Source organism: Bacillus sp. JJ1122 (assembly GCF_036964885.1).
GTDB lineage: Bacteria > Bacillota > Bacilli > Bacillales > Cytobacillaceae > Mesobacillus.
The window spans coordinates 70,547-82,820 of record NZ_JBALQL010000009.1 but is presented as its reverse complement, the minus strand read 5'-3'; the positions used below and the strand labels follow the sequence as shown (position 1 = coordinate 82,820).

11 protein-coding genes are annotated in these 12,274 nt (G+C 40.4%); 10 read left to right on the top strand and 1 reads right to left on the bottom strand.

Going from position 1 to position 12,274, the window contains the following annotated elements; translation table 11 throughout:
* Positions 1–287 precede the first annotated feature (287 nt).
* Both zupT and V7201_RS06730 read left to right on the top strand, forming a co-directional pair.
* Entirely contained in the window at positions 288–1,097 is an 810-nt protein-coding gene (gene zupT / locus V7201_RS06735; RefSeq protein ID WP_335376025.1) for a zinc transporter ZupT, read from the top strand.
* 318 nt (positions 1,098–1,415) lie between these two features.
* Positions 1,416–2,666: a S8 family serine peptidase gene (locus V7201_RS06730; RefSeq protein ID WP_335376024.1), complete on the top strand. Its 1,251-nt coding sequence runs from the start codon at positions 1,416–1,418 to the stop codon at positions 2,664–2,666.
* Positions 2,667–2,706: 40 nt separating this feature from the next.
* Here V7201_RS06730 and V7201_RS06725 read toward each other — a convergent pair whose 3' ends face one another.
* Positions 2,707–3,840, bottom strand: a complete 1,134-nt coding sequence (locus tag V7201_RS06725; RefSeq protein WP_335376023.1) for a CAP domain-containing protein — start codon at positions 3,838–3,840, stop codon at positions 2,707–2,709.
* A gap of 428 nt (positions 3,841–4,268) precedes the next feature.
* On the opposite strand from V7201_RS06725, the gene V7201_RS06720 reads away from it, so the two are divergent.
* The 8 genes from V7201_RS06720 (at position 4,269) to V7201_RS06685 (ending at position 12,149) form a co-directional block, all read left to right on the top strand.
* Positions 4,269–5,264, top strand: coding sequence for a hypothetical protein (locus tag V7201_RS06720; protein WP_335376022.1), 996 nt, complete (start codon positions 4,269–4,271; stop codon positions 5,262–5,264).
* A 334-nt stretch (positions 5,265–5,598) separates the two neighbouring features.
* Positions 5,599–6,441, top strand: a complete 843-nt coding sequence (kynA, locus tag V7201_RS06715; protein ID WP_438825026.1) for a tryptophan 2,3-dioxygenase — start codon at positions 5,599–5,601, stop codon at positions 6,439–6,441.
* Between the two features lie 134 nt (positions 6,442–6,575).
* Positions 6,576–7,199 (top strand): arylformamidase, encoded by a 624-nt coding sequence (kynB, locus tag V7201_RS06710; RefSeq protein ID WP_335376020.1) that lies wholly within the window; start codon positions 6,576–6,578, stop codon positions 7,197–7,199.
* A gap of 142 nt (positions 7,200–7,341) precedes the next feature.
* Positions 7,342–7,968 carry a TetR/AcrR family transcriptional regulator gene (locus tag V7201_RS06705; RefSeq protein ID WP_335376019.1) on the top strand — a complete coding sequence of 209 codons (627 nt, stop codon included), beginning with the start codon at positions 7,342–7,344 and terminating at the stop codon, positions 7,966–7,968.
* A gap of 42 nt (positions 7,969–8,010) precedes the next feature.
* Positions 8,011–8,895: an ABC transporter ATP-binding protein gene (locus V7201_RS06700; RefSeq protein WP_335376018.1), complete on the top strand. Its 885-nt coding sequence runs from the start codon at positions 8,011–8,013 to the stop codon at positions 8,893–8,895.
* A 4-nt stretch (positions 8,896–8,899) separates the two neighbouring features.
* The gene (locus tag V7201_RS06695) at positions 8,900–9,697 is read left to right on the top strand and encodes an ABC transporter permease subunit (protein WP_335376017.1); all 798 of its coding nucleotides are present in this window, start codon (positions 8,900–8,902) and stop codon (positions 9,695–9,697) included.
* 15 nt (positions 9,698–9,712) lie between these two features.
* The gene (locus V7201_RS06690) at positions 9,713–10,510 is read left to right on the top strand and encodes an ABC transporter permease subunit (protein ID WP_335376016.1); all 798 of its coding nucleotides are present in this window, start codon (positions 9,713–9,715) and stop codon (positions 10,508–10,510) included.
* A gap of 160 nt (positions 10,511–10,670) precedes the next feature.
* Entirely contained in the window at positions 10,671–12,149 is a 1,479-nt protein-coding gene (locus V7201_RS06685; RefSeq protein WP_335376015.1) for a PAS domain-containing sensor histidine kinase, read from the top strand.
* Positions 12,150–12,274: the final 125 nt, after the last annotated feature.

Below are 12,274 nucleotides of genomic sequence, written 5' to 3'. Positions count from 1 at the left end.
AATAGCGGTTCTAATGACCATTCAAGAAAAGCAGTCTGGGTTGAATGGTCCTTCAAATTTTCTTCAAATCGGTTTGTTAGTAATTTCCAATAAAACATTCATCAATTTTCTTGCATCAAAAGTTTCCTGTGGTATAAAATGTTTGCTTAAGGAAACTTTTTAAAGCCAGAGCATATATTGTTTAAACAAAGGATTTGTCACACCTAATAAGTTGACCTCGGAAAACTTTTTTAGGAGGAGGGCAATTAAAATATTTAAAAAGAACTTGTGTAAAGGAGTGTTATAAAATGACCGAGGAAATTCTATTTGCATTTGGTTTGACTTTATTTGCAGGCCTTGCAACAGGAATTGGGAGTATACTAGCCTTTTTTACCTCGACTACAAATACAAAATTCCTGTCCCTCGCACTTGGATTTTCAGCAGGGGTAATGATCTATGTCTCGATGATCGAAATTTTTGTAAAAGCAAAAGATGCGCTTGTTAATGCGATGGGCATGCAGTTGGGAAACTGGGCAACCGTGGGTGGCTTCTTTGGAGGAATACTATTAATTGCACTAATTGATAAATTCATTCCTAAACAGAGTAATCCTCATGAACTCAAAACGGTAGAGGATATGAAGAAGCCAGCAAAAGCGGTTCAGGATACAGCGTTGTTAAAAATGGGTACATTTACAGCATTAGCGATTGGAATTCATAATTTTCCTGAAGGAATTGCAACCTTCACTTCGGCCATTCAGGATCCTGCGTTAGGTGTAGCTATAGCGATTGCAATTGCCATTCATAATATACCTGAGGGCATCGCTGTATCTGTGCCAGTCTATTTCGCGACAGGCGATAAGAAAAAAGCTTTTAAACTATCATTCTTGTCTGGGTTATCAGAACCAATCGGAGCGCTTGCCGCATATTTGTTCTTAATGCCGTTCTTGAATGACATCATGTTTGGAGTGATTTTTGCAGCAGTTGCCGGGATCATGGTGTTCATTTCTCTCGATGAATTACTTCCGGCAGCTAAAAGGTATGATGAATCGCATCTTGCCATTTATGGATTGATTGCGGGGATGGCGGTTATGGCCATCAGTTTACTGTTGTTTATCTAAGCTTTCAGTCATTGGTATCAAACTCGCTGTAATTTAAAACAGACAATTACCAAAAAAATGATCATTTAAAACTAGTAAATATATATTAAAAAGGTGGCCAATTGATAATTGGTCGCCTTTTATAGTGCTTTTGGAATTGGGAAATTTTTAAAATGGGCTATTCAACATGAGACAATTTCAGGATTGTGCCTATACACCTGATTCGAAAGACTTAAAAATGAATAGTTTAGCATATTGATGTTATCTGAATATTAAAAATATAATTTAGAGGCAGCCTAGTAGAACTTGCAAAACCATATAATGCAGAGGAGTGGTTGGATGAAGAAGAGGAAAGTTTTTGGAGCCGCACTATTAAGCATGTCAATGGGATTATCAATGTTCACGGCAGGGGTATTCGGCCAGGAACCTGATGCTCAGGATTCCTACCGGGTTTGGATCCAAGGTCCAGCAGCGGAAAAATCCAAGGCAAAGGATCAATATGGAGCGAGATGGGACTTTGGGAAAAGTGGTTTCACAACAACTGTTAATGCAAAGCAATACCAGGCACTTTTGAAGAACAAAAATCTAAAGATTGAACAGGTTCCTGAAGTCCAGCTTGATGCGAAGCCTGGCGGAGATGTCACAGCTCAAGCTGTACCATCAGATCGGACACCTTGGGGAATGGAAGCAATCTATAATGACAGTAATTTACAATCGACTTCCGGCGGAAATGGCATCAAGGTAGCGGTACTTGATACAGGCGCCTTTACGAACCACGCTGATCTGGCTGGAAGTGCCGAGCAGTGTAAGGACTTTACTCAAAGAAAATCTCCACTCGTTAACAATTCTTGCTCTGATAAAAATGGCCATGGTACTCATGTTGCCGGAACGGTATTGGCACACGGCGGAACCACCGGTCAGGGCATTTATGGTGTTGCTCCGGAAGCAAAACTATGGGCATACAAAGTGCTTAACGACAGAGGATCAGGCTATTCTGATGATATTGCCGGAGCTATCGAGCATGCAGCTGATGAAGCATCTCGCACAGGGTCAAAGGTCGTCATTTCAATGTCTCTAGGTTCAAGCAGCAAGGATTCATTGATTTCCAGTGCAGTAGATTATGCTTATGGCAAAGGAGTACTAGTGGTAGCAGCAGCCGGAAACAGCGGCCCTAACAGCAATACAATCGGCTATCCTGGAGCACTTGTGAATGCAGTAGCTGTCGCAGCCCTTGAAGATGTTCAACAAAACGGTACATACCGTGTGGCTGACTTCTCGTCTCGCGGAAATCCGGCAACAGATGGCGACTATGTCATCCAGGAACGCGATGTGGAATTGTCTGCTCCAGGAAGAGCAATCGAATCTACATGGTATGATGGTTCGTACAATACCATCAGCGGAACATCCATGGCTACTCCTCATATCTCTGGCCTGGCAGCGAAGATTTGGGCAGCTAATCCGAACATGAGCAATGTTCAGCTTCGCTCAGAGCTTCAAAACCGTGCAAAAGCAAATGACATTTTAGGAGGTACGGGAGCAGCTGCTGGCGATGACTATGCATCTGGCTTCGGCTTCCCTCGTGTAAAATAAATTCATAAAGAAGGCCGCTTGATGAAAATCAAGCGGCTTTCTACATTCTTTTTGTATAAAAATTCTCGGTGAAGTAGGGCTCATATTTTGGCCCGAATGCCACACCGATCCCTAAAAGTTCAAAATCGGGCTTCAAGATATTCTCTCGATGCCCCAATGAATTCATCAGGCCTTCATGAGCGAAAATACTGCTGAATTGACCGTAAGCGAGATTTTCACCGGCAACGGAAAACGTGATATGATCCTCAGCCATTCGGTCAAAGGGTGATTCTCCTTGAAGGTTCGTGTGGCTAAAATACTTATTCTCTGCCATATCCAGACTATGTTTCCGGGCAGTTTCCTTCACCTTATCATCCCAGGAAAGAACCCCCAGGCCATTTTTGACCCTTGCGGCATTGGTAAGGTCAAACAACTGATACTCGAATCCTTCCTTAAGAGGAGCTGTAGCTTCCGTGTAAAAGCCTGCCTTGCTTTTCTCCAATTGCTCGCTGATAATCTGGACCGCTGTCACCGTATTATTTTTGTGTTTATCATAAAATATCGTGACATAACTTCCATCAACCTGATAAACATCATAATCTTGATCCTTCTGGAATTGGTAAAAAACTAAACCCTTGCGAATTTCTGTCAGCGGTTCTCCGAATGCCTTCCTAACTGTTTCTTTCGTGCTGCCAAACTTAACTCCGGTTTTAGAAGCGATTAAGTCCTGGTTTGTGAAGAGTCCGTTAACATTGCCATCCTTTCCGTAAGAAACCATGATAAAGTTCTGGAAGTTTTCATGATACGCATGCCACTGGGTTCCGTATTCATTAACAGAAATCCGTTTCGGAGTACCTAACTGTTTCTCTGCCTCTGATTTTGACTCCGATATTTCAACATTGTGTATAGAGAAGGTTTGCTCTTCAGGTGCAGTCAAATCTGGTTTTTTCACTTTTGGGAATACATTTTGTTCATCACCGGTGAGCTCTTCCTTTTTCTCATCCAGCTTCACAAAAAACTGATTGATCCCTCTATTGATTTCATCAAGTGCCATCCATAGCTCAGGTTTCTCTTTCAAAGTATTTAATTCAGTCTTCAGATCATCCACGTTTTGAATATCATTATTATTTGATAAAAATGGCCAGGCAAAATAAACAATTATGCCGATCACCATTAAATTGAATATACGCCTCAATTAGAATATTCACCGTCCTATCTTAGTACATGGACCTTCCCTATCAATATACCCACAAAAATGAAATTAAAAAAGCATAATGCGGAGATGATTGGTATGGGAGATAAAGCAGAAACTCTTGATAACATTACTCTTTTGAAGAAGAAAAAAGCTTGCTAAACCGGTAACCAATTAAGACCCTTGTGCCAAAAAGAGTAAGCGAGTGAGGGATTGGTAACCAATAAAACTATTGATGCCCGAAAATGTGAAACATGTTAACTAATATCGTCAATAGGCTGGCCCAAAAAGAAACCAGCCACATTAGCGTTAATCACTCTCTTCAATGTGAATTTATTCACATAATGTTCAAATCTTCATCATCTAAATCATCTAGGTACATTGTATTATTACTATATCGATAGTGTTTATATTTTCAAGGAGGAGCAATCATGAAAAAATTATTTCAAATTATTCTAGGATTAGGTTTAATCTTAACACCTTTTTATACACAAGCTCACGTTAAATGGTTTACGGAGGTTACCCCTCATAAGGAAACAATTGTAAACATCATGTCCCCATTATTCATGGGGCTTGCTTTAGTGGCCGCCGTTGTTCTTGCTGTACTTACATTAATCATCCCAAAAACGGCAGAGTGGCCACTCATAAAAAAAATGGATGATTTCTTTTCCAGTTTCAGAAAGTACTCAAGATACTTACTGAAGTATGGTACAGCTGCTGCATTATTGATCCAAATATCAAACGGAACATTATTTGCGCCAGAATTCCATGTGGAAACAACATGGATGACGATTCTTATCTGGATGACAATTGGATTCCTCGCGATTCCGCACCATATTGCTACAAAAATCGGTGCTGCGATATTATTGTTCTTGTTTACAAATGTGACAATGCATCAAGGAATTTTCCACATGCTTGATTATGGCTTTTACGTAGCAATCATCGGTGTATTGCTCGTCGGCAATACGAAGCTCGAGAAGGTTGGTTTTCCATTCTTATATTTAGGAACTGGGCTTTCCTTATGCTGGGTAGCGGTTGAAAAGTGGGTATATCCAACGATGTCTCTCGATATTGTCGCAAATCATGGTGTGCCTACCTTTGGATTTGAGCCTGCTGCTTTTATCGTAATGGCTGCCTTTGTAGAATTCGTCGTAGGTTATCTGCTAGTCGTAGGGATTCTAAACAGGGTTCTTGGCTTTGTCGTAACAACCATTTTCATCCTAACAACAATGCTTTTTGGATTCACTGAAATCATTGGCCATTTTATGGTCCATATTGTCCTGATTATCTTTATCATCGAAGGAGTTTCCTTCTATAACCCGCCAATTAAAATGCACAAGACAAAAACAGATCAATTCATTTTCGTTTTCTTGAACTTCATTTTTGTGCTAGCAGCATTTTTATTAATCTACTACCGTTTCGCGTAAAATTTAACATTAACCAAAATTGCCTGTAAATACATTTGCAACCCTGTAAAAACAGCCTCCGAAACTAAAACCGAGGCTGTTTTTTCTTTTGTATCAATCGTTAATATTCTTTTAGTATTATAGACCTTATATTGACGATAGCATTCGTTCTTGTTACGATTTCTCTAGTTGCCAAGAGTGGTCTAAGTCATTCCTTATCCTATGTATTTGAAGATCGGTCCACTTGTTGGAACTTGACTAAACTGAAAATAATGTAAGCGGATTCATTCTAAAAATAAACTGAAACATCCACCACGTAGTGAAAAGTAGTGATTTAATTGGGAGGGGTCAATTGATGAAGGAACAACAAAAATCAGAACTTGAAAAAGAGAAGATTCATACGGACTTTGAAAAAGAGATGTCTTATGGCAGCTATTTGCAGCTGGATAAAATTCTGTCGAGCCAGCAGCGTTTGTCGGATCACCATGACGAAATGCTGTTCATTATCATCCATCAGGCTAGTGAGCTGTGGATGAAGCTGATTTTACACGAGGTAAGTGCAGCGATTGAATGCATCCGGAAGAATGATTTGGAGCCATCCTTCAAGATGCTTTCGAGGGTGTCAAGGATCCAGCAGCAATTGATTCAATCATGGAGTGTATTATCTACTTTGACACCGTCTGAATACATGGAATTCCGCGACAAGCTTGGGCACTCTTCGGGATTCCAGTCATACCAGAACCGCATGATTGAATTCGCATTAGGACAAAAGAATGCGCATGTGTTATCGGTATATAAGCATGACGGAGAACTGTTCAAACAAATGGAAAATGCGCTCCATGAACGCAGCATTTATGATGCGGCCATAAGCGCACTTGCTATGCGTGGTCTTCCAATTGATGAGGAAGCGCTCAATAGGGACTGGTCCGCACCATACGAACCAAATGCCAGTGTCGAGGAAGCGTGGCTGACTGTATATCGTAATGTGGACCAATATTGGGATTTATATGAACTGGCTGAGAAACTGGTTGATATCGGCTGCCAGCAGCAGCTATGGCGTTTTAACCATATGAGCACCGTGGAAAGAATCATCGGCCACAAAATGGGAACAGGCGGTTCTGCGGGAGTATCCTATCTGAAAAAGGTCGTGGACCATAGATTCTTCCCTGAGCTTTGGAGCTTAAGGACAAAGCTGTAAGATTTAAAAGTATATTTTGGAGCATCTCTCGCTCTTTTCGGTAGCTCTAATCGTACTTATTACTCTCAAACTATATGGAATGCGAATACAGCCAAAAATAAAAATTAAGAGACTATTAGAAAGAAGGAAACCTAATGGGATCATGGATTGATATTTCACAAATTTTGAACAATAAAATTCCTGTTTGGCCTGGTGATACCCCTTTTCATTATGAAGTTAGCTGGAGCATGGAGGAAAGTGGCTCTGTGAATGTTGGCCAGGTAACGATGAGTACCCATACCGGAACTCATATTGATGCTCCGTTCCATTTTGATAGCAATGGAAAAAAAGTCATCGAACTTGATTTCAATCTATATATCGGAGAGGCGAAGGTCATTCAGTTGCAGCAGCCGCCAAGTATCGGCATAAAGGATGTGCAGGATGTTCCGTTACAGGGAGTAAAGCGTTTGTTAATTAAAACAGATTCCTGGAACGATAAAACAGTTTTCCCTGAATCCATTCCTCATATCGAGCCAGAATTAGCGGCATATCTAGCAGAGCATGGTGTGCAGCTTCTCGGGTTAGATTTGCCATCCGTCGATCCGTTGGACAGCAAGGAACTTAGTGCCCATCATGAGCTTAACCGCCATGGCATCCATATCCTTGAGGGGCTGGTGCTTGATCAGATTGAACCAGGTGGATATGAACTTGCTGCGTTACCTCTGCCGCTGGGGGATGCAGATGGAAGTCCGGTTAGGGCCATCATTCGAAAAATATAGTAACAATCAGGCTGTCTTATCCTTCGTTGAGGCAGCTTTTTCTATGTCGAAAAATAGAATATAAATATCATTGACCATATTGGTCAATTAGGAATAGAATATATTTGACCAGTTTGGTCAATATGATGCTAAGGAGGGCATGATGTCTTCAAAATTTTTTAGTTTAAATAAAGAAAAGCAAGAACGGATCCTGAACGCTGTTCTCAAGGAGTTCGCCCAAAAGGGGTATGATAATGCATCCACCAATGAAATGGTCAAAGCCGCGGGAATATCAAAAGGCCTGTTATTTCATTACTTCAACAATAAAAAAGAATTGTACATTTTTTTATATAACCACTTTGTCAGGGTACTGACGGAGGATTTCTTCAATGAAATGGATTTCAGTGAGCGGGATATTTTTGAAAGGCTGAAAAATTTGATGATTTCTAAAAGCAGGATGATGATCAAATACCCGGAGGTTTTCGATTTTATGATTTCAGCCTCGATGGAAACCGCTGAAGAAGTCAAGAATGAGCTGGCCAGCACGAATACAGACCTGATGCATGCGAGCTACGCGAGGTTATTCGATAATATTGATCTGGGCAAATTCCATGATGGAACGGACATTCCGAGAACAATCAATATCATCATGTGGACTTTAGAAGGCTTCAGCAATCAGGAGCTTAAAAAAACAAAACAACTCAATAAAGGTCCACATGATTTCGATGAAGCCTTTAAAGAGGCAGAAGTGTATATTGAGATGCTGAAGAAGTCGTTTTATAAGCAATAAATAGATTTACCTTATTTATAGATAATTAAGGGAGGGTCTGGCATGAATGTAATCGAGATTAAAAAACTGACCAAAATGTACGGCAAGGCCAGGGGGATTGAGGATGTCAGTTTCAATGTAGAGGAAGGAGAAATATTCGGATTCATCGGGCCAAATGGTGCGGGGAAATCAACGACGATCAGAACCTTGTTGTCGCTGATCTACCCGACAAGCGGCAGTGCAACGATTTTCGGCAAGGATATCATCACCGCAGCACCTGAGATTAAGAAGGAAATTGGCTATCTGCCTTCCGAGGTTTTTTACTATGACAATATGAAGGTCCTAGATCTCCTTAAATATTCAGCAAGCTTTTATAAAAAGGATTGCACCAATCGGATCAAGGAACTGGCAGAAATCATGGAGCTTGACCTCACCAAGAAAATTGATGACCTCTCCCTCGGAAACAAAAAGAAGGTCGGCATTGTCCAGGGGCTTCTGCACGAACCGAAGCTGATTATCCTCGATGAACCAACCAGCGGTCTTGATCCGCTCATGCAGCAAAAGTTCTTTGAACTGCTTGAAAAAGAAAATAAGAAGGGTGCAACCATTTTATTCTCCTCCCATATTTTAAGCGAGGTTCAGAGGCTGTGCGACAGGGTGGCGATCATCAAGGACGGCAGGATTGTGACGGTTGAGAAGATCAGCACGCTGAAAGAAAATACGTATAAGAAATTCAAAGTAGAAACAAGTTTACACATGGGAAAAGAGCATTTCAAAGTTGAAGGCGTTAATCAGCTTGAGCAGGATGGCAATACCATCAGCTTTTTATTCAGGGGCAATATTAACTCCATCATGAAAAAAGTCGCAGAAATTGAGATTGAGAACCTATGGGTAGAAGAACCAGACCTAGAAGAGATTTTCATGCATTATTACGAAAAGGAGGCCTAAAACCATGAATATGTTCCTTCATGAATTGAAGGCTTACCGGAAATCCACCATTGTTTGGTCTATCTCACTGGTGGCTTTAGTCGCTCTGTTTCTTTCAATGTTCCCCTCCTTTTCAAAAGATGCAGAGGAATTCAAACAGCTGCTCGAAGGCTTTCCCGTTGAGTTAAGGAAAGCAATCGGCCTATCAGTAGACAGTATCGCAACCATGCTTGGATTCTTTTCGTACGCATTTTTATACATCAAGCTTGCGGGAGCTATTCAGGCTATGAATCTCGGAACCTCCATTTTGTCCAAGGAAACAAGGGAGAAAACAGCCGATTTCCTGCTGACAAAGCCGGTTACACGGAAACAGATTGTGACTTCAAAGCTTCTGGCAGCATTGGTTTCTTTAGTGGCAACAAATATTGTTTTTACAGCGGCAGCAACAATAATTGCTTCAATGGTTGCCGGCAATGATTTTAGCAGAAATGCACTGCTGCTGGTTTCAATCACATTATTTTTCATCCAGATGATGTTCCTTGCGCTGGGAATCCTTGTGTCCGTTGTCTTCCCGCGAATTAAATCTGTGATCACAGTCTCGCTTGGCACTGTGTTTGGATTTTTCATGCTGGGAATGATTAGCTCAACTGCTGAAGATAAGGGTTTAAGATATTTAACACCCTTCAATTACTTTGATTCGGCATTTATCGTGAAAAATATGGCCTATGAAACTTCATTTATCATCGTCGCAGTTGTTTTTTTCATCACCGCCATTGCAGCTGCCTATTATATGTACGTGAAAAAAGATGTCCATTCCGTCTAGAGAGGAGGTAATGCTATGAATATTTTCAAAATGGAAATGAAAGCTAATCGGAAATCGTTGATCATCTGGAGCATCGGCGTCATTTTCATGGTTGCTTCGGGTATGGGGAAATATGCAAGTCTCGGCAGCTCAGGACAATCAATGAATGCACTGATGGCCGATATGCCAAAATCGCTGCAGGCCATTATGGGGATTGGGTCATTTGATTTGTCTTCGCCAATTGGCTATTACGGCGTCCTTTTTTTGTACCTGGCTGTTATGGCAGCCATCCACGCAGCCATGCTGGGAGCCAATATTATTTCCAAGGAAGAAAGAGACAAGACAATTGAATTCCTTTTGGTAAAACCTATTTCCAGAAATCGAATGATGACGTCCAAATTGGCGGCTGCCTTGATGAATATCATCATCATTAATTTAGTAACGTTAGCCACCTCAATCGGAATGGTGCAAAAATATGCAGACGGAGAAAACGTAACCGGTGATATCACGATGCTTATGATTGGCATGTTCATCCTCCAGTTGATCTTTCTGGTCGTTGGAACGGCTGTAGCAGCTATTTTAATAAATGCCAAAAAGGCCAATTCTTTATCGACCGGAATCCTGCTCATCTTTTTTATCCTATCCATTGCAATCGATATGAACGAAAAGCTGGAAGGGTTGAAGTATTTCACACCGTTCAAATATTACGATGCCAAGGATATTTTAAATGACGGAAGTTTCAATTTCGTGTATCTTGCTATATCATTCATGCTGATTCTCATCCTTTTAGCTGCAACTTATATATTTTATAGAAAAAGAGATATGAATGTGTAAAATCAATCCCGGAATTCCGGGATTTTTTATTAGTAGGCGGTATAACTTAATGAAAACAGGACCAAACGATAATATACTTGATAAAAAATACTTCTTTTGATAAATCGCAACTTTCTGTAAAATGAAGTTGTAAAGTTTATGAAAGTTTGGAGAAATCTCTATGCGTAATAGTTTCCCTTTGTTTGGAACTGATGACGAATCAATTTATAATCCGGATGAGCTGCTAGATTTATTTTTGAATTGTACGGCTGACGGATTTGCTATTGTCGATATGGAGAATCGCTTTGTAAGGATCAACCATATGTATACTGAAATTTTTGGCTATACAGAGGAAGACCTTATAGGAAAAACATTTTATGAGTTTTCGAATCCGGATTTTGTTGGGGATCTTATAAATGATGTCAAGAATGGCAAAACATATGCCAACATGATCACTCAACGGTATCATAAAGACGGATCAATGCTGGATATAGCAGTCTCTTATTCTCCTTTTCGAAACAAAAAAGGGGAAATTATCGCGATCATTGCCATTTATCGTGATATTACCAGTATTGTGAGGATGGAAAATGAATTGCACAGAACCCGAGAGCTCTATGAATTAATCACTGAAAATACAAGTGATATGATTAAGGTATTCACAAAGGATAAAAAAATCGTTTATGCCTCTCCGTCACATGAAAAAGTCATTGGACTTCCACCTGAAAAGATTGTTGGGAGAAAACTAGAGGAATTTTTATGTTCGGAAGAAGAGGCTATACTTGATGAGAAAATTGAAGAGATTCTGAAAACGGGTGAACCGCAGCTGCTTAGGAAAAAATTCAGGACAGTTGATAAGAATTCCATTGTTTATACAGAATATAATATTTCTCCGATTTACAATGAAAAAAAGGAAGTTGATTCCTTTGTAAGTGTCGGCAGGAATATTACGGATCGTGTGAAAAATGATGCAGCCATTCGAAATTTGGACCGTCTGTCGATTACCGGTCAACTAGCTGCAGGAGTAGCACATGAAATCAGGAATCCGCTGACCGCATTAAAAGGCTTTTCCAAGTTATTGCAAACGAGCACAGATAAACAAAAACAGTCAGATTACTTAATGATCATCATGAACGAATTGGATAGAATCGATATGATTGTAAATGAATTTATGTCGCTGGCAAAGCCACAGGCTGTTCAATTTGTAAAAGGTGAATTGTGTGCGATAGTGGACAGCACGATTAATGTCATCCATCCACAGGCAATCATGCATAACGTGCAGATCATAACAAATTATCCACAAACCAAGATTGAACTGCTGTGCAACCCGCATCAGCTGAAGCAAGTATTTTTAAATTTCCTAAAAAACGCAATTGAATCGATGCCTAACGGTGGAATTATCCACATTGACATCAACATAAACGAGGCAGGAAAAGTTCATGTCCATATTTCAGATGAGGGTCCCGGAATAGCAGCTGAATTACTGCGCCATCTTGGTACGCCGTTTTATACCACCAAAGATAAAGGAATCGGCCTGGGACTAACCATCAGCAATAAAATCATCCAGGAACACAACGGAACAATGAAGATTGAGAGCTCAGTAGGAAAAGGAACAACCATAAAGGTTGAACTGGATTACATAGTGAATGCTTTAAAAAAATAGGCTCTGTTATAGTTGAATGTTGATTTTTATAACCTGTTGATTGTAGTGGAAGGCGCGTAGACTCCTCCGAAAATGCTAGCGCATTTTCATCGTGCGTGGGCAGTTTCGAGGAAGCTATTCAGTGT

Bases quoted from the DNA above. Each gene is read 5' to 3' on its own strand.
- zupT (WP_335376025.1), top strand. From the start codon at position 288: ATGACCGAGGAAATTCTATTTGCATTTGGTTTGACTTTATTTGCAGGC.
- V7201_RS06730 (WP_335376024.1), top strand. From the start codon at position 1,416: ATGAAGAAGAGGAAAGTTTTTGGAGCCGCACTATTAAGCATGTCAATG.
- V7201_RS06720 (WP_335376022.1), top strand. From the start codon at position 4,269: ATGAAAAAATTATTTCAAATTATTCTAGGATTAGGTTTAATCTTAACA.
- kynA (WP_438825026.1), top strand. From the start codon at position 5,599: ATGAAGGAACAACAAAAATCAGAACTTGAAAAAGAGAAGATTCATACG.
- kynB (WP_335376020.1), top strand. From the start codon at position 6,576: ATGGGATCATGGATTGATATTTCACAAATTTTGAACAATAAAATTCCT.
- V7201_RS06705 (WP_335376019.1), top strand. From the start codon at position 7,342: ATGTCTTCAAAATTTTTTAGTTTAAATAAAGAAAAGCAAGAACGGATC.
- V7201_RS06700 (WP_335376018.1), top strand. From the start codon at position 8,011: ATGAATGTAATCGAGATTAAAAAACTGACCAAAATGTACGGCAAGGCC.
- V7201_RS06695 (WP_335376017.1), top strand. From the start codon at position 8,900: ATGAATATGTTCCTTCATGAATTGAAGGCTTACCGGAAATCCACCATT.
- V7201_RS06690 (WP_335376016.1), top strand. From the start codon at position 9,713: ATGAATATTTTCAAAATGGAAATGAAAGCTAATCGGAAATCGTTGATC.
- V7201_RS06685 (WP_335376015.1), top strand. From the start codon at position 10,671: ATGCGTAATAGTTTCCCTTTGTTTGGAACTGATGACGAATCAATTTAT.